The sequence below is a fragment of the Aeromonas sp. s7(2024) genome, from assembly GCF_040907825.1.
Classification (GTDB): domain Bacteria; phylum Pseudomonadota; class Gammaproteobacteria; order Enterobacterales; family Aeromonadaceae; genus Aeromonas; species Aeromonas veronii.
Genome location: NZ_JBFOCM010000035.1, coordinates 236,771 through 253,681 on the forward strand (window position 1 = coordinate 236,771; position 16,911 = coordinate 253,681).

A 16,911-nucleotide genomic window follows, 5' to 3' on the forward strand; every position below is an offset into this window, starting at 1 on the left:
AGAGCGCCCCTTTACGTGTGGAGCATTACGATGAATATCATTGCCATCCTCAACCACCTGGGCGTTTTCTTTAAAGAAGAACCCATTCGCCAGCTGCAAGCCTCCCTCGAGCGCAAGGGTTTCGAGGTTGTTTATCCGGTCGACGTCGCCGACCTGCTGAAACTGATTGAGAAGAACCCCCGCGTTTGCGGCGCCATCTTCGACTGGGACAAATACTCTCTGGGCCTGTGCAAGGAGATCCATGATCGCAACGAGAAGCTGCCGATCTTCGCCTTCGCCAACGACCAGTCCACCCTGGACATTCACCTGACCGACCTGCGTTTGAACGTGCACTTCTTCGAGTACCGTCTCGGCATGGCCGACGACATCGCCCTCAAGATGGGTCAGGCCACTCAGGAGTATCAGGACGCCATCCTGCCGCCGTTCACCAAGGCGCTGTTCAAGTACGTGGAAGAGGGTAAATACACCTTCTGTACTCCGGGTCACATGGGCGGTACCGCCTTCCAGATGAGCCCGGCCGGCAGCATCTTCTATGACTTCTACGGCCCGAACGCGTTCAAGGCTGACGTCTCCATCTCCATGCCGGAGCTGGGCTCCCTGCTGGATCACTCCGGTCCGCACAAGGAAGCCGAAGAGTACATCGCCCGTACCTTCAACGCCGATCGCTCCTATATCGTCACCAACGGCACCTCCACTGCCAACAAGATCGTCGGCATGTTCTCCGCGCCGGCCGGCAGCACAGTGCTGGTTGACCGCAACTGCCACAAGTCGCTCACTCACCTGATGATGATGAACGACGTGACGCCGATCTACTTCCGTCCGACCCGCAACGCCTACGGCATTCTGGGTGGTATCCCGCAGAGTGAATTCAGCCGCGACACCATCGCTGCCAAGGTCGCCGCGACACCGGGTGCCCAGGCTCCCCGTTACGCCGTCGTCACCAACTCCACCTATGATGGCCTGCTCTACAACACCGGCTTCATCAAGGAGAGTCTGGATACCCCTTACATCCACTTCGACAGTGCCTGGGTACCTTACACCAACTTCAGCCCGATCTATGAAGGCAAGTGCGGCATGAGCGGTGAAGCCATGCCGGGCAAGGTGTTCTACGAAACCCAGTCCACCCACAAGCTGCTGGCGGCCTTCTCCCAGGCCTCGATGATCCACATCAAGGGTGACGTGGAGGAAGAGACCTTCAACGAAGCCTTCATGATGCACACCTCCACCTCGCCGCAGTACGGCATCGTGGCATCGACCGAGATCTCTGCTGCCATGATGCGTGGCAACACCGGCAAGCGTCTGATCAAGGACTCCATCGATCGCGCCATCTCCTTCCGCAAAGAGATCAAGCGTCTGCGTGATCAGAGCGAAGGCTGGTTCTTCGACGTATGGCAGCCGGACAACATCGACACCGTCGAGTGCTGGAAGCTGGATCCGAAAGATGACTGGCACGGCTTCAAGGACATCGATGACAACCACATGTACCTGGATCCGATCAAGGTCACCCTGCTGACTCCGGGTATGGGTCGTGATGGCCAGCTGCTGGAGAAGGGCATCCCTGCCTCTCTGGTCTCCAAGTTCCTGGACGAGCGCGGCATCGTGGTCGAGAAGACCGGCCCCTACAACATGCTGTTCCTCTTCTCCATCGGTATCGATCAGTCCAAGGCGATGCAGCTGCTGCGCGCCCTGACCGAGTTCAAACGTGGTTATGACCTGAACCTGACCATCAAGAACATCCTGCCGAGCCTCTATCGTGAAGACCCGAGCTTCTACGAAGGGATGCGTATCCAGGAGCTGGCGCAGCGCATTCACGAGCTGACCAGCAAGTACCGTCTGCCGGAGCTGATGTTCAAGGCGTTCGACGTGCTGCCGGAGATGAAGATGACTCCGCACGCCGCATGGCAGCAAGAGCTGGCCGGCAACGTGGTGGAAGTGCCGCTGCGTGACATGGTTGACCGCATCAGCGCCAACATGATCCTGCCGTACCCGCCGGGAGTTCCGTTGGTACTGCCGGGCGAGATGGTGACCCAGGATTCTCTGCCGGTGCTCGAGTTCCTCGAGATGCTGTGCGAGATCGGTGCCCACTACCCGGGCTTCGAGACCGACATCCACGGCCTCTATCGTCAGGCCGATGGCAGCTACACCGTCAAGGTGCTGCGTTAATCGACAGTGACAACAGTCGAGAGTCACAACAACGGGCCGCAAGGCCCGTTTTTCCCTCCGGAATTCCTGTTCTTATTGCGTGAGTCGCCAACCATGAAGCGAGTGCTCTCCATTCAATCCCACGTAGTCTTTGGCTGTGCCGGCAACAGCGCCGCCGTTTTTCCCATGCGTCGCCTCGGGATCGAGGTGTGGCCGATGAACACGGTGCAGTTCTCCAACCACACCCAATACCGCGAAGGCTGGCAGGGGATGGTGATGCCCGGCGGTCATATCCGTCAGCTGGTAAACGGCCTGGCGGAGATCGGTGTGCTGGCCGAGTGCGATGCGCTGCTGAGCGGCTACCTCGGCTCTGCCGAACAGGGGGAGGAGATCCTGGCGGCGGTGGCCCGGCTCAAGGCGCTCAATCCGGCCGCCCTCTATTTTTGTGATCCCGTGATGGGTCACCCCGACAAGGGGTGCATAGTGGCACCCGGCGTCGCCGATTTTCTGAAACATCGGGCACTGGCCTGCGCCGATATGCTGGCCCCCAATCTGCTGGAGCTGGAACAGCTCACCGGCCGCGATATCCGCAATGTGCCGGAGGCCATCGAGGCGTGCCAGCAGCTGCGCGCGCAAGGGGTCAAGCTGGTGATGGTCAAGCATCTGGGCAAGGCCGGCTTTGCCATGGACCGCTTCGAGATGCTGCTTGTGTGCGAGGAGGGGACTTTTCACCTCTCCCGCCCGCTCTACCCTTTTGCTCGCCACCCCATCGGGGTGGGGGATCTGCTGAGCGCCACCATGCTGGCCAATCTGCTGGCCGGTTGTACCCCGGTCGCGGCGTTCGAACTTACCAACGCCAGCGTTGATGCCGTGCTGGCCCAGACCTGGCTGGCGGGGGCTTACGAGCTGCAACTGGTGGCGGCCCAGCACGAGATGGCGCTGCCGCAGGTCTCCATTCGGGCGACCCGCCTCTAGGCTATTTACGTCAACAGCAGAAACAACAAAGCCCTGTTCATCAGGGCTTTTTATATTTCAGATTCGGGGAGATGGCTTAGTCCTGCGGGCTTTTGAGCGCCTTGACCACATCCTCTTTGGGCTCCAGCTCCTTGACCTGATTGAAGATTTCCAGCTCCCCTTGCGGGCTGACGGTGTAGGCATCGGCATCCTGATAGCTGCCGCTGCCAGCGCTCTCGATGATGACCACCAGCTCGGGCTGCTTGTCGCCATTCAAATCGATCAGTTTCAGCTCCCGGATAAAGCCGTTACGGGCCATCACCTTGCCATCCTGAAACTCATCCAGTGGAAATTGGGCGTTCTGGCCCGAATAGAGCCGCACGTCATAGCTGCCGATGGAGGCGGGCTCACCCACCCCCTGCGCTACCCGGATCACCTGCCCGGAGGGGAGGGTCAGTTGCTTGCTAAATCCCTCTTCGGCTTGTGCCGCCAGCGGCAGGGTCAGCAGCCCTGCCATCATCAATGCTCTGTTCATCTTGCAACCTCTTGCTGTCTCTTGAGTGCGGGCTCCCGGGAAGCCCGCCGTGATGCTGTTACCAGATCTTCACCCGTTTCTGGGGCGGCAGATAGAGCTTGTCCCCCGGCTGGATGTTGAATGCCTCGTAGAAGGCGGGAATGTTCGGCACCACGCCGTTGACCCGGTACTCGGGGGGCGAGTGGGGGTCGGAGCGCAGCAGCATCTGCATCAGCTCTGGGCGATACATCCCCTTCCACACCTGCGCCCAGCCGAGGAAGAAGCGCTGCTCGCCGGTAAAGCCATCCAGCACCGGCGCCTCCTTGCCATCCAGTGACAGCTCATAGGCCTTGTGGGCTATGGTTAGGCCGCCGAGATCGCCGATGTTCTCCCCCAGGGTAAACTGGCCGTTGACGAACTGGCCGTTGATGGGCTCGAAGCGGTTGTACTGGGCCACCAGACGGCTGGTGCGAAAGCGAAACTCCTTGAGATCCTGTGGCGTCCACCAGTCGCGCATCATGCCGTCGCCGTCGGATTTGGCCCCCTGATCATCAAAACCGTGGCCCATCTCGTGACCAATGACCCCGCCGATGGCGCCGTAGTTGACCGCATCATCCGCCGTCATGTCGAAGAAGGGGGGCTGCAAGATGGCCGCCGGGAAGACGATCTCGTTGTTGCTCGGGTTGTAGTAGGCGTTCACCGTTTGCGGCGACATGTGCCACTCGTCCCGGTCGACCGGCTTGCCGAGGCGCGCCAGACTGTCTGCGTATTCAAAGGCTTGCGAGCGTTGCAGGTTGCCCACCAGATCATCCGGTTTGATGGTGATGGCGCTGTAATCTTTCCACTTGTCGGGGTAGCCGATCTTGGGGCGGAACTTGGCCAGCTTCTCGAGTGCCTGCGCCTTGGTCTCGGGTGACATCCAGTCGAGCTCCTTGATGCTCTGGCCGTAGGCGGTGCGCAGGTTCTCCACCAGCTGCTCCATCCGCTCCTTGGCTGCTGGCGGGAAGTAGCGGGCCACATAGAGCTGGCCGACCGCTTCACCCAGATGATCGTTCAGCACCCCGAGCGCCCGCTCCCAGCTGGCGCGCTGCTTGGGCGTGCCGCTCAATGTGGTGCCGTAGAAGGCAAAGTTGGCGCGGTCGGTCTCGCTGTCGAGATAGGGGGCGTAGTCGGTCAGCAGTTGCCACTTGAGGTAGGCCTGCCAGTCGGCGATGGGGGTCTGGGCCATCAACTGATCCAGCGCGCTCAGATAGGTCGGCTGACCGATGATGAGCTCCGGCTGGGCCGCAATGCCCGCGGCGTTCAGATAGGCCTGCCAGTCGAGATGGGGGGCGAGCCGTGCCAGTTCGCTGGCGGGGCGCTTGTTGTAGTTCTTCTCCCGATCCCGCAGGGCGACGTTGTCCCACTGGATGGTGGCGAGCCGAGTTTCGAGGGCCAGAATCCGTTTGGCTTTACCGCTCGGGTCAGACTCCCCGAGGCGGCCCAGCATGGCGGCGATATGCTGCTGGTACTTCTGGCGCAGGGCCTGACTCTCGGTATCCTGCTTGAGGTAGTAGTCCCGATCCGGCAGCCCCAGTCCCCCCTGATAGAGGTAGACCGCATAGCGGTCGGGGGACTTGGCATCGGCGTCGATCCAGATGCCAAACGGTGCGCCGCCGCCCATGCGGCCCGACTGGGCAAAGGCGCGGGCCAGCGCAGCCTGATCACCGATCCGGTCGATATCGGCCAGCGCCGGTGCCAGCGGGGTGAGCCCCTTGGCGTCACGGCCTGCCTGATCCAGATAGCTGGCGTAGAGATCGCGGATCTGCTGGGTCGGCGTGCCGGTGGCGGCCTCCTGCTTGGCCAGCCCCTCGACCAGCACCCGCACATCGGCGAGGGATTTGTCCCGCAGCATGTAGAAGGCGCCATCGGCGGGTCGATCGTCGGGGATCTTGGCGGTGGCGAGCCACTTGCCATTGACGTAGCGGAAGAAGTCATCGCCGGGTTTGACCTGGGTGTCCATATTGGCCAGCGCCAGCCCGGAGTGTTTGGGGGATTCTTGCGGTGCCTGACTGCAGCCAGCCAGCAGGGCCAGTCCAATCAGGCCGGCCAGTAAGCTTTTCTTATTGTTCATCTTGTTTGATTCCAATTCGGATTGTTTGCTTCCCTGCCCATCTTCCTTGCTCCAACCGGTTGTGCGACCGCCTTGCGGCCAGCCTGGTGGAGAGGGCGGGCGAGCCTCACTCTAGCAGCAGGGTTGCAGCTTGATAAGCCCGACTCTGCTAAGATCGGCCGGTTCGTATTGGGGAAGCCTATGATTTCTCATCTTTATTCTCGCTTTTGTCTGACTATGCCAGCGCCGGAAGGTTCCACCGGTCTGCTGGTGGCCTTCAGTGGCGGCCTCGACTCCACCCTGCTGCTGGTGCTGGCGGCGCAGTATGCCCGCGAGCACAGCCTGCCGCTTCGCGCCCTGCACGTGCACCACGGCCTCAGTCCCCATGCCGATGAGTGGGTCGCTCATTGTGAAGCCGTGTGTCAGCAATTGGCGGTGGAGCTGCTGGTCGAGCGGGTGACCCTGATCCGCGGCAATGGCGAGAGTCTGGAGGCGCAGGCGCGCACCGCCCGTTACCAGCGACTGACAGCTAGGATGCGGGAGGGGGAGTGGCTGCTCACCGCCCACCATCAGGACGATCAGCTGGAAACACTGCTGCTGGCCCTCAAGCGTGGCGCCGGCCTGCGCGGGCTGGCGGGGAGCTTGCCAAGCCAGCCCTTTGCCGGTGGCCTGTTGCTGCGTCCGCTGCTCGATATGAGTCGCGCCGAGCTGGCCGAGGCGGCGGCGAGCCTCCCCTTTGGCTGGGTGGAGGATGAGAGCAATCAGGACGTGAGCTATGACCGCAACTTTTTGCGCCAGACGCTTATCCCCCAACTCAAGGCGCGCTGGCCCGCCATGGCCCAGACCGCGGCACGCAGCATGGCCTTGTGCGCCGAGCAGGAGGCGCTGCTGGATGAGCTGGCCGAGAGCGACTGGCAGCTTGCGGGCGAGGGGGAGGCGCTCCATATCGGCCCGCTGCACGCCCTCTCCCCCACCCGGCGCAACAACCTGCTGCGCTACTGGATCCGCCGTCAGGGGGGGGAGATGCCATCCCGTGAGCAGCTTGCCCGGCTCTGGCAGGAGGTAGTGCTGGCGCGTGGCGATGCCAATCCCCAGCTCAACTGGGGGCGCCAGAGCTGCCGCCGTTTTCAGGAGCGGCTCTATCTGGTGAGCCCGGACTTGCAACCCTGCCATCAGCTGTTGCCGCTGACAGTGGGTGAGCCGCTGACCTTGCCGGACGGGTTGGGTGAGCTGGTGGTGCGCATGGCGGAGCACGGCGAGGATCTGTTGCGTGCCCCCCGAGCTAATGAACCGCTCTCGGTGCGCTTTCAGGTAGCGCCCGGGATCCCCCTCAAACCGGTGGGGCGAAGCGGTAGTCGGCGGATGAAGAAGCTGCTGCAGGAGTATGGCGTGCCTTCGTGGCAGCGGGGGCGCATCCCCATCCTCTACTATGGCGAGCAGGTGGCGGCGGTGGTGGGGCTCTTTGTCTGCGACGGTTTTATGGCACAGGGGGCAGGGCTGGTGTGCCACTGGCAGGGGAGCGGTGCAGCCCCGGTTCTGCCCGAGCAGGATCTTGCCTGAGGTGATCTCGGTGTGAGGGGGGACCCCATAAAAAGAAGCTCCGGTCACATGGCGCGCATGTGCCGGAGCAAAGAAGAGTTCGGGATTATTCGAGAAGGCCGGCCTTGCCGGCTTTTTTACGGGCGTAGAGGTGACTGTCGGCCGCCTCGTAGAGGCTCGGCACATCGACCCCGGATTGCCAGCTGGCGGCGCCAAGGCTGCATCCGACCGAGAAGGTGCTGAGCTCCTTGTTGGTCATCAACATATGCTGCAGTCGCAGCCAGACCGGGCGCCACGCCTCGGGTTCGGCCGGTTGCAGCAGCAGGGCAAATTCATCTCCCCCGAGCCGGAAGGCTTGATCCGTGCTGCGGATGCACCCCTTGAGCAGCTGGGCGAAGCGGCTCAGCACCAGATCCCCCACCGGATGACCCCAGGTATCATTGATCTGCTTGAAGCGATCGAGATCCAGCAGCACCAGCACCAGACCGTGGGGCTCGCGGCTGTGCTGCTCGATGGCGCGACCGATAGCCTCGTCAAAGTAGGAGCGGTTGCCAAGGCCGGTCAGGTGATCGAGCCGGACCAGCTGATCCAGTTTTTCCAGCCGCAGATAGAGGGGCAGCAGCAGGCAGAGCAGCTGATGGTATTGCATCAGTACCCGTTGCTGGCTGCCGCTCAGCGGATGTTCCAGCTCGTAGTGAAGCTGGCCGAGCAGCTGGCCATGCTGACCGCGCAGCTCGAACGGATAGTTGTGCAGGTTGAGGGTGGCCTGCGGCGGGTGCTGGATCAGCACGTGATGCTCGGCGCTATCGAGATAGAGGCCATGGATCCTGACAATTCTTGCCGCACGATCGGCAAAAGTTGTCAGCAGACCGCCGAGATCGCTCTGCCCCAACAACTGCTCAAGCAACTGGTTGCGCTCAACGCTGGGCAAGGGCGTGAGCCGCTCCATCTGGCGAACCCACTGCTCGATGCCATGGCTAAAGCCATTAAGTGACGACGTATTTTCCATGGTCTTCCACCTGTAACACCTGACTACTGTCTCCTCCCTGCAATTGGCATGCCCAATATATCTTTCCTGCCCGCCAGATCGGCTGACTAAGCTTAAGTCGATAAAAGGAGAGGGAAATTTGTACACCGACCTGTTGATCCTGCTGTTCGCCGCCGTGCTGCTGGTGGCGACTTTCCGGCGCCTCGGCTTGCCGGTGATCCTCGCCTACCTGATTGCCGGCGTCTTGCTCGGCCCTCACGGGCTGGCGGTGATCACCGGCCAGTCGATCATGCAGACCATTGCCGAGCTGGGGATCGTCTTTTTGATGTTCTCGCTGGGGTTGGAGTTCTCCCTGCCGAAACTACTTGCGATGCGCCGATTGGTGTTGGGGGTGGGGATGTTGCAGGTGCTGCTCACGTCACTGCTCTTTTTCGCCATCGGCTGGTGGTGGGGGTTGGGTCTGGCCCAGTCGCTGGTGGTGGCGGGAACGTTGGCACTCTCCTCGACGGCGGTGGTGATCAAGCAGCTCGGCGAGCAGAAGCAGCTCCATACCCGCCGCGCCCAGCTGGGGGTGAGCGTGCTGCTGTTTCAGGATCTGGCGGTGGTGCCCCTGCTGGTGATGATCCCTATCCTCGCCCAGCCGGAAGTGCAGGGCAGCGCTTTGGCCGCCGAGATCGCCTGGGCCACTCTCAAGGGGCTGTTTGCCCTCTTCACTCTGTTGGCGGTGGGCAAGTGGTTGTTGCCGCTGCTGTTTCACGAGGTGGCGCGGGCCCGCTCCGACGAGTTGTTCGTTCTGAGTGCCCTGCTGGTGGCGCTGCTGGCTGCCTACATGACCCATTCGCTCGGGCTGTCGATGGCGTTGGGGGCGTTTCTGGCGGGGATGATGCTGGGGGAGTCCCACTACCGTCATCAGCTGGAGGTGGACATCAAGCCCTTTCGCGATGTGCTGATGGGGCTCTTCTTTATCACCATCGGTATGGCTATGGAGTGGGAGCTGGTGGCGCGGGCTTGGTGGCAGGTGCTGATCTGCGTGGTATTGCTGGTGCTGTGCAAATCCCTGCTGGTGCTGCTTGCCGGGCGGCTGATGGGGGAGCGCAAGCGCGACAGCATGGCCGCCGGCATCATGCTCAGTCAGGTGGGAGAGTTTGGCTTCGTGCTGCTGGCACTGGCACTGCACCACGGTCTGCTGGATCAGCAGCTGGTCTCCCTGCTCATCGGCATCGGCATCATCTCCATCGCCATGACCCCCTGGCTGGTGACCCAGGCCCATTCGCTGGCCCGCAGCCTGACCGATCCGGCGCTGCTGACCCGCTCCGAAGTCGCCCAGTCGGGCCTGAGCAAAAACCAGCATGTCATCATCGCCGGGTTTGGCCGGGCCGGGCAGACCTGTGCCCGCTTTCTCAAGATCGAGGAGATCCCCTTTCTGGCCCTCGATCTTGACCCGGAGCGGGTGAGCGAGGCCAAGCTGGCGGGGGAGCAGGTGGCCTTCGGCGATGCCAGCCGCCGCGATATTCTGCTGGCCGCCGGGCTGCTGCGGGCGCGGCTGGTGATCATCACCTTCGATGATCGCAAGCGGGTGGAGGCGATGCTGGCACTGATCCGCGAATTGGCGGGGGATCTCAAGGTGCTGGTGCGTACCCGGGATGACAGTTTTCTGGAGCAGTACAAGCAGGCGGGGGCATTTGAGGTGATCCCCGAATCCCAGGAAGGGGCCCTGATGCTGGTCTCCCATCTGCTGGTCAATTGCGATATTCCCCTCGGGCGGGTTATCCGCCGGATGGAGCTGGAGCGCAGCAGCCAGTATCGCTTCCTGCACGGTTTCTACTGGGGGGATCAGAGTGCCAGCAATCTGGAGGCAGATCAGTTGCTTGAACGTCTCCACCCTCTGCTGCTGCACGATCAGGCGTGGGCGGTAGGCCGTGAAGTGCGCGAGTTGCCGCTTGATGAGGTGCGGATCAAGGAGGTGCAGCGTGGCGATCAGAGCCTGGAGCCCAGACCCGAGCTGGTGCTGGCGGCTGGCGATCGGCTGATCCTGTTTGGTACCGTGGTGGCGATGGAGCAGGCGGAGCAGCGTTTGCTGGAGGGGCGCTGAGTCCCCTTGCACTCATCGGCAGCGCCCTTTACTCCCGCTCTTTTGGCAGCCCTTCGATATCGAGGAAGGCGGTGACCCGCTCCCGCTCCCTCAGAGTGTCCTGATAGCCCAGCTTGATCAGCTGCTGACAATAACCCGGATAGAACATCAAAAAGCTGGCCAGACTGCTGGTCTCATCCCCCTTCACGCCCAGCACCCGCAACAGGCGGCGCAACTTTAGCGGCAGTTTGCGCAGGTAGGCCAGTGCGATGGTGTCGAGATCCTGACTCGGTTTCAGCACACAGGTCTCCACCCGTTTCAGCTTGAGGCGATTGCGTTCCCGCTCAGGGATAAGATCCAGAGTCTGGTTGATGCGCCACAGCCGCTCCAGATCGGAGTTGAGGGTGTCGGTAAAGACGGTATCGAGCAGATGGCTGGCGATATTGGAGCTGGTGAGGTGGCCGTGGTGCTGGGTCGGCGCCGAGTGCGCAGGTGGATCGAGGGTGATCAGCAGGATCCGCTCCGCACCCAGATGGATGGCGGGGCTGAGCGGGCTCAGCTGGTGGATGGAGCCGTCGCCGTAGAACTTCTCGCCGATCCGGGTGGCCGGAAAGACAAAGGGCAACGCCGAGGAGGCGAGCAGGTGCTCCGATGTAAGCACGGTGCGTACACCGCGCCGTCTGGCCCGCTCCCAAGGATGGTGGTCGGCTCGCCCCTGAAAGAAGGTGGTGGAGAGGCCGTCATCGTAATCCGACGCCGTGATGGCCAGCGCCTCCAGACTGCCGTAGAGGATGTTGTCATCGATGCGGTGATAGTCGATGAGCTGATCCAGCAGGCGGTGCAGCGGCGCGTTGTCAAAGAGGTGAAAGGCGTGGTTGGTGTGGGGATTGATCAGCCCCGCCGACCCCTCGTACATCAACCGCCACAGCAGGCGCCCGGGGTGAAAATCGAAGATGTGGTGAGTCTCGAAGCGGCGCCAGACCCACTCCAGCTTGCGCACCCCCAGATGGAAGCAGGAGGCGTAGCAGGCGAGCGCAGTGACATTGATGGCCCCCGCCGAGGTGCCGCAAAGGATGGGAAAAGGGATGCCGAGATTGCGCGGGTAGAGCTCCGCAATCGCTTTGAGGGCTCCGACCTGATAGGCGGCGCGAGCACCGCCACCGGTGAGCAACAACGCTGTATTGGGTCTGGCCATATGCTGGCGCCTTATTGTGTGCTGACAAGAATGTTCCCACTGACAAATTAACTATAAGGCGCTGTATCAAATATAAAAACGGGCGCTTGCCCGTTTTTTTCATGGCCCCATGTCAAAGGGCGCGGTGAGGATTTTCCGGCCGCGCCAGCTGATCGAAGGCGGCGAATACCGGGGCACTGGCAAGAATGCGACCGTGGCCCAGACCCCGGGTGCTTACCAGCCGGGTATGACTATCCTGACTGGCCCGCAAGGAATCGCTGTGCGGGGCAAATCTGTCCTCCTCGTCGTGCACGATCATCGCCGCGCCGCTGCGACTGGCGAGGCGACCCAGCGGATCGACCGTGCTCAAGGGGTGCTGGTACTCCTGCTCAATCTCCTTGACCACCGCATCAAACAACCGGATGGAGTAGCCGGAGCGCGCCACCATGCCGTAGAGCTGGGGCACATAGTCGAGCACCGGTGAAATCAACAGCAGCGGCAGGGTATCGATACCCGGCTGACGGCTGGAGAGTGTGACGGCGCCTCCCATGCTATGGGCGATGACGCCGTGCAGCGGGCCTGCTTCGCTGGCCAGCTTGGTCGCCAGCTCGTCGAAGGCGCGTACGAAGCGGGGCAGGTGGCCAGTGTTGCCTGCGCTCTGGCCGTGGGCCGGATGATCGTAGGCAATGGCGGTGAAACCCTGCGCAGCGATATGGCTCATCAGTGGATAGAACTGGCTGGCGCTGCCGGACCAGCCGTGCATCAGCAGCCACAGCGGCCCCTGACCGAGCCGATAGCTCATCAATACCCCTTCGCTGGTATGGACGGCCTGCTTCACCAGACCGGCAGGTTCGTGGCCACCCCGCTGGTTGCGCTGGGGGGTGAGCAGCAACTTGCTAGCGGTACGCTTGGCATGGGTGGGGGCGAGTCTGTGGTGCAACCGGGTGCCGATCCCCAGCAGCCATTTGCTCGGGCTGAAGCGGCGGGTGTTGAAGTAGATCTTGCTGCTCATGGTCATCCTGTGGTTTTTGTGTGCGAACGGTCGTGCTTTTTTATCGGTTTTTAAAAAGTCGTGTTGAACGGATGCCAAAACATCAGCGCCAGCTGCTCAGCAGAGCGTCCACTTCGGGCCAGAAGTGGCGGGCCGGATCCTGACACAGTTCGAGGTCGTTGAACACCTGATCCGCCAGATAGAGGCCATAGAGGCGGTAGACGGCGCGCCAGGGATCCATCTCCTGTCGCCACTCGCCTGCGGCCTGACCCTGCACCACCTGACGGGCCAGATAGTCGAGCCAGAAGCGCACCAGTTGCCGGGCGGCTTGTTGCACAGGGCTCTCTTGCTCATGGCCATCCTGCACCGAGGTCCAGGCATCGAGGAACATGCAGCGTCCGGCGAAGCAGTGGTTCCACGCCTGCCAGGCGCGCAGCAGGGCGATCAGCTTGTCGTGCTGGCTCTGGTGCTCCTGCTGGCGTACCGGCTGGATCACCCGCAGCCGGAACACCTCGGCGGCGTACTCCAGCACGGCGATCTGCAGATTGTCGCGGGATTGAAAGTGGGCAAACAGGCCGCTTTTGGACATCTCGCAGGCGCTGGCCAGCGAGCCTATGGTCAGGCTCTCCAGCCCTTGCTGGCTCGCCTGCTCAAAGGCAGTCTGCAAAATGGTTTCCCGGGTCAGGCGCCCCTTGCTCATCACTCTCTCCTCGTTGGCGCTGGCAGCATAAAGTACGATCGTGCTAATTGTCGAGCAACAGATAGCCAGCATGGCTGGCTATGTCGTCTCGCGTGTGTCACTGCGTGCGGGTTTCAGCTCTCCTTGATATCGAGCTGTTGCAGGGCGATAACCGCCTGAGTGCGGTTCTTGACCCCCAGTTTTCTGAAGATGGCGGTGATATGGGCCTTGATGGTGGCCTCGGAGACGTTGAGCTCCCAAGCGATCTGTTTGTTGAGGCTGCCATCGCGCAGCATGATCAGCACTTTGTATTGCTGGGGGGTGAGGCTGGCCAGCTTGCTGGCGAAATCGGGGCCATCTTCCGATTCGGGATGGAGCGAGATGCCTTCCGGCACCCAGTTATCCCCCCCGATCACCGTATTGAGGGCGTTGACCAGCTCCTTCATCGGCACCGACTTGGGAATGAAGCCGAGCGCCCCGAGCCGCAACACCTGTTGGATGATGGCCGCATCTTCCGAGGCGGAGACCACCACGATAGGCAGGTCGGGATATTGGCCGCGCAGGTGGGCCAGCCCCTCGAAGCCGTTGGCCCCCGGCATCTTGAGATCGAGCAGCAACAGGTCAACTTCGGGGTGCTCGCCGAGCAGGTTGGTCAGGCTGTCGATGGAGTCCGCTTCCAGCAATTGAGCGTCGTTGATGGCCATGTGCACCGCTTGGTAAAGGGCGCCCCGAAACAGGGGGTGGTCATCTGCGATGACGATGGTAAATTGGCTGTCCATATTTCGGTTAATGGCTCACATTGTTGCTAACTGATTGTTTTGAAAAATCAAACTAGCATCGCTCACCAAGAGGGTCAAACCCGCCGGTGCGCAAATGTGAAGCGACCATCGGATGTTTTGCCATCAGGGCAGATCGGCCGGTCGCAGGCAACTCATGCAGGAGGCAACAGATGGGATCCTTGGTATTGGCGGTGGGCACCGGCTCCACCTGGGCGATGCGGGCGGCACTGGTGCTCGCCATGAGCGGGCTGACGTGGCAGGAGCAGGTGTTCGATCTGGAGGATGCCAAGTCGCTGGCCCGGCTCAAACGGCTGGCACCGGCCGGTCTGGTGCCCTGGCTCGAACACGATGGCGTGCGGGTTCACGACTCGCTGGCCATCGCCGAATATGTTCACGAGCTCTGTCCCGACCGCCAGCTCTATCCCGTTTCGCTGGCCGAGCGGGCATTGGCTCGCAGCTTCTGCGCTGAGCTACACGCGGGATTTCGGCAGATCCGTTCTCTGCTCCCCTTCTTTCTTGGGGCGCCAACCCGTATCGATCCCCCGGTGGAGGCGGTCGGTGAGCTGGCCCGTTTGCAGGAGATCTGGTCGCAGGCGCGGGGCCCCTTCTACTTTGGCGAGGCGGGCATTGTCGATGCCTTCTATGCCGTGATGGCCTATCGGCTGGCCAGCTACGGCATCCTGTTGCCCGGTCAGGCCGGAGCCTATCAGCAGGCACTGTTGGCCTGGCCGTTGTGGCAGGAGACCCTGGTCAAAGCGCGCCTGCAGTGGCCGGCGGCTGTACGCCAGACGCAGTAAGCCGATAGACGTGCAAAAGAGAGGGGAGCCACTGGCTCCCCTCTCTTGTTTTCTCAGCCTCTTCGCCTCTATTTTTGCCGGCCGGCGAACACGATGACCACCTTGTCATCCCCCTTCTCTCGCACGAAGGCATAGGGGCTGTCGGCCAGTTTCTTGTGACTGCCCGCCGCTACCGCCGGGTGGGCGGCACGGAACTGGCCGAGCCGCTGCCAGTGCTTGACCAGCTCGGCCTTGTCGCCGCTGGCCAGCTCCTGCCAGTTCATGTCCGAGCGCAGTGCCTGATCGAACACGCCGCCATCCCTGGCGAGTCCGCGCCCTGACTCATCGCCGTAGTAGATCTGGATGCCGCCCGGCAGCAGCATGAAGCTGCTGGCGACCCGGCGCTGCAGCGGCACGTCCTGATAGTCGCCGAAGAACAGCTTGGTGTCGTGGGAGCTGATGTAGCTCAGCATGTTGAACTCAGGGTCCTGATTGATGCGGCTGGCGTAGCTGGCATAGGTGGGCTCGGCGCTGGCCAGACACTGGGCCTGAGGCAGGGCGAACTCGCGCTGATAGTCGAAGTTGATCAGCGAATCGAAGCCGTTCTGATACCAGAAATCCTTGGCAACCCCGTGATCCCACACCTCGCCCACCATGTAGAAGGGGATGTCATCGAGTTTCTTGGTCGGGTTGGCGGCTTTCCACTCCTTGAGTGCAGCGGTGCCCGCTTGCTTGAGCTTGGCCCACACCTCGGGCTCCAGATGCTTGACGGTGTCGGCGCGGAAGCCGTCGATGCCAAAGCGGCGCACCCAGTCGGTGTGCCAGGCGATCAGGTAGTCGCTCACAGTAGCATCGGGCAGCGCCTTGGCGAGGGTGTCTTTTTTCGCGGCCAACAACGGCGGCAGCCCTACCGGTTTGGTCGATTCGGTCAGAAAGTCCGGCAGCCCCGCCACCGAGCCGGTGACATCGTCGGTGCCGGGCTGCGGGTAGCCGGGCAGACCGGCGCGCACCCAGTCACCGCTCCACCACTTGTCCCACTTCGGCGACTGGTAGTCGATGAACTGGTTGTAGCCATGCCAGCTGAGGCCACCGCTCGGGCGCCACTGGTTCCAGACGGTCGGCAGCTTGTCTGTGTTCCGGGTGAGATCGGTGAGCCCCAAATCCTGCAGGTCGGCTAGGGTGGCGTAACCGGCGTGGTTCATCACCACGTCGAGGATGATGCGCATGCCGCGCTTGTGGGCCTCGTCCACCAGGGTCTTGAGGCTTTCCTCGTCGCCGTAGTTGGGGTCAATTTTGGTGAAGTCGAGCGCCCAGTAGCCGTGGTAGGCGTAGAAGGGGAAGTTGCCCTGCTCGCCGCCGCCAATGAAACCGTGCACCTGCTCCACCATGGGGGTGATCCAGATGGCGTTGATGCCAAGCTGCTTGATGTAATCGAGCTTGGCGGTCAGCCCCTTGAAGTCACCGCCGTGCCAGGTGGCCACTTCATCCTGACCATCCTTTTGGCGCCCGAAGCTGTGGTCATTGGCGGGATCGCCATTGTTGAAGCGGTCGGTCAGCAGGAAATAGACACTCGCCTGATCCCAGCTGAACGGTGCTGGCTTGGCCGCCTTGACCGGCTCGAGTAGCAGCAGGCCGCCGCTCTCTTTACTCGGCGTCAGGGTCAGCTTGCCGCCCTTGACCACGCCCTCCTGACCGGAGTAGGCATCCCGCAACCGGGTGCCGTCAGGCCAGACTCCTTTCAGGGATACGGTAACCGGCCCGCCATCCCAGCTGATGCAGGGCTCTGTCGGCGGCTGGCGTTTGAACTCGCTCTTTTTGGTCGCCCGCAGCACCTTGAGGCTGGGGGTATCCGGGTTGAAGCTGAACTGATAATCCCCCGCCAGCATCACTCGCAGGGTAAAGCTCTGATCCTTGCTGCATTTGTCCATGGGCTGGGCGGTGCCGAAGGGGAGCGGCTTGCTCTCGCTCGGGCCAAAGCTGGTGCCGCAACTGTTGCCTGCGTCGCTGATGCGGATCTGGTGGCTCCCCTTGGCAAGGGGATGGACCAGCTCCACCGTGCCCTTGTCCAGCGCGATCGGAGTCGCCACCGGCTGACCATCTACATAGAGGCGAACCTCGGGGGCAGCCATCGCCTGTTGGATGAACAGAGGGGCGGCCAGCAGGGCGAGCCAGAGAGGGGATAAGTGATGAGCACGACGCATAAGCCATTCCT

The 16,911-nt window shown here is 62.2% G+C and carries 13 protein-coding genes; 5 read left to right on the forward strand and 8 right to left on the reverse strand.

The genetic code is table 11. The features are described 5' to 3' along the window. Positions 1-30: 30 nt before the first annotated feature. Entirely contained in the window at positions 31-2,163 is a 2,133-nt protein-coding gene (locus AB5Y73_RS15370; protein ID WP_005358790.1) for a lysine decarboxylase CadA, read from the forward strand. A gap of 93 nt (positions 2,164-2,256) precedes the next feature. Beyond that, complete coding sequence (gene pdxY, locus AB5Y73_RS15375) at positions 2,257-3,117, forward strand: pyridoxal kinase PdxY (RefSeq protein WP_107682417.1); 861 nt, start codon at positions 2,257-2,259, stop codon at positions 3,115-3,117. 76 nt (positions 3,118-3,193) lie between these two features. Here pdxY and AB5Y73_RS15380 read toward each other — a convergent pair whose 3' ends face one another. Next, positions 3,194-3,631, reverse strand: coding sequence for a PliI family lysozyme inhibitor of I-type lysozyme (locus AB5Y73_RS15380; RefSeq protein ID WP_107682416.1), 438 nt, complete (start codon positions 3,629-3,631; stop codon positions 3,194-3,196). Between the two features lie 58 nt (positions 3,632-3,689). Continuing rightward, positions 3,690-5,723 carry a M13 family metallopeptidase gene (locus AB5Y73_RS15385; RefSeq protein WP_181497525.1) on the reverse strand — a complete coding sequence of 678 codons (2,034 nt, stop codon included), beginning with the start codon at positions 5,721-5,723 and terminating at the stop codon, positions 3,690-3,692. A gap of 180 nt (positions 5,724-5,903) precedes the next feature. Here AB5Y73_RS15385 and tilS point away from each other — a divergent pair, with 180 nt between their 5' ends. Further along, on the forward strand, positions 5,904-7,262 hold the full coding sequence (gene tilS / locus AB5Y73_RS15390) for a tRNA lysidine(34) synthetase TilS (RefSeq protein WP_107682414.1): 1,359 nt from the start codon (positions 5,904-5,906) through the stop codon (positions 7,260-7,262). A gap of 85 nt (positions 7,263-7,347) precedes the next feature. Here the strand turns inward: tilS and AB5Y73_RS15395 are convergent, their stop codons facing one another. After that, positions 7,348-8,250 (reverse strand): GGDEF domain-containing protein, encoded by a 903-nt coding sequence (locus AB5Y73_RS15395; protein ID WP_107682413.1) that lies wholly within the window; start codon positions 8,248-8,250, stop codon positions 7,348-7,350. A 118-nt stretch (positions 8,251-8,368) separates the two neighbouring features. Between AB5Y73_RS15395 and AB5Y73_RS15400 the strand changes: the two genes are divergently transcribed. Then, positions 8,369-10,321 carry a monovalent cation:proton antiporter family protein gene (locus tag AB5Y73_RS15400; RefSeq protein ID WP_162516072.1) on the forward strand — a complete coding sequence of 651 codons (1,953 nt, stop codon included), beginning with the start codon at positions 8,369-8,371 and terminating at the stop codon, positions 10,319-10,321. 28 nt (positions 10,322-10,349) lie between these two features. On the opposite strand, the gene AB5Y73_RS15405 is transcribed toward AB5Y73_RS15400, so the two are convergent. The 4 genes from AB5Y73_RS15405 to AB5Y73_RS15420 all read right to left on the reverse strand — a co-directional run bounded on the left by AB5Y73_RS15405 (position 10,350) and on the right by AB5Y73_RS15420 (position 13,923). Beyond that, positions 10,350-11,495 (reverse strand): patatin-like phospholipase family protein, encoded by a 1,146-nt coding sequence (locus tag AB5Y73_RS15405; RefSeq protein ID WP_107682412.1) that lies wholly within the window; start codon positions 11,493-11,495, stop codon positions 10,350-10,352. Positions 11,496-11,607: 112 nt separating this feature from the next. Then, on the reverse strand, positions 11,608-12,486 hold the full coding sequence (locus AB5Y73_RS15410) for an alpha/beta hydrolase (protein ID WP_107682411.1): 879 nt from the start codon (positions 12,484-12,486) through the stop codon (positions 11,608-11,610). A gap of 82 nt (positions 12,487-12,568) precedes the next feature. Then, a complete protein-coding gene (locus AB5Y73_RS15415; RefSeq protein ID WP_058059041.1) occupies positions 12,569-13,165 on the reverse strand; it encodes a TetR/AcrR family transcriptional regulator in 597 nt (198 codons plus the stop codon). Positions 13,166-13,278: 113 nt separating this feature from the next. Further along, positions 13,279-13,923: a response regulator transcription factor gene (locus AB5Y73_RS15420; RefSeq protein ID WP_076492859.1), complete on the reverse strand. Its 645-nt coding sequence runs from the start codon at positions 13,921-13,923 to the stop codon at positions 13,279-13,281. A 170-nt stretch (positions 13,924-14,093) separates the two neighbouring features. Here AB5Y73_RS15420 and AB5Y73_RS15425 point away from each other — a divergent pair, with 170 nt between their 5' ends. Further along, entirely contained in the window at positions 14,094-14,720 is a 627-nt protein-coding gene (locus AB5Y73_RS15425) for a glutathione S-transferase (RefSeq protein ID WP_107682410.1), read from the forward strand. 68 nt (positions 14,721-14,788) lie between these two features. On the opposite strand, the gene AB5Y73_RS15430 is transcribed toward AB5Y73_RS15425, so the two are convergent. Continuing rightward, positions 14,789-16,900, reverse strand: coding sequence for an alpha-amylase (locus AB5Y73_RS15430; RefSeq protein WP_118854194.1), 2,112 nt, complete (start codon positions 16,898-16,900; stop codon positions 14,789-14,791). Positions 16,901-16,911: the final 11 nt, after the last annotated feature.

Coding starts and splice junctions, on each gene's coding strand:
- AB5Y73_RS15430 (WP_118854194.1), bottom strand. CDS start 16,900: ATGCGTCGTGCTCATCACTTATCCCCTCTCTGGCTCGCCCTGCTGGCC.
- AB5Y73_RS15405 (WP_107682412.1), bottom strand. CDS start 11,495: ATGGCCAGACCCAATACAGCGTTGTTGCTCACCGGTGGCGGTGCTCGC.
- tilS (WP_107682414.1), top strand. CDS start 5,904: ATGATTTCTCATCTTTATTCTCGCTTTTGTCTGACTATGCCAGCGCCG.
- pdxY (WP_107682417.1), top strand. CDS start 2,257: ATGAAGCGAGTGCTCTCCATTCAATCCCACGTAGTCTTTGGCTGTGCC.
- AB5Y73_RS15420 (WP_076492859.1), bottom strand. CDS start 13,923: ATGGACAGCCAATTTACCATCGTCATCGCAGATGACCACCCCCTGTTT.
- AB5Y73_RS15370 (WP_005358790.1), top strand. CDS start 31: ATGAATATCATTGCCATCCTCAACCACCTGGGCGTTTTCTTTAAAGAA.
- AB5Y73_RS15380 (WP_107682416.1), bottom strand. CDS start 3,631: ATGAACAGAGCATTGATGATGGCAGGGCTGCTGACCCTGCCGCTGGCG.
- AB5Y73_RS15385 (WP_181497525.1), bottom strand. CDS start 5,723: ATGAACAATAAGAAAAGCTTACTGGCCGGCCTGATTGGACTGGCCCTG.
- AB5Y73_RS15415 (WP_058059041.1), bottom strand. CDS start 13,165: ATGAGCAAGGGGCGCCTGACCCGGGAAACCATTTTGCAGACTGCCTTT.
- AB5Y73_RS15395 (WP_107682413.1), bottom strand. CDS start 8,250: ATGGAAAATACGTCGTCACTTAATGGCTTTAGCCATGGCATCGAGCAG.
- AB5Y73_RS15410 (WP_107682411.1), bottom strand. CDS start 12,486: ATGAGCAGCAAGATCTACTTCAACACCCGCCGCTTCAGCCCGAGCAAA.
- AB5Y73_RS15425 (WP_107682410.1), top strand. CDS start 14,094: ATGGGATCCTTGGTATTGGCGGTGGGCACCGGCTCCACCTGGGCGATG.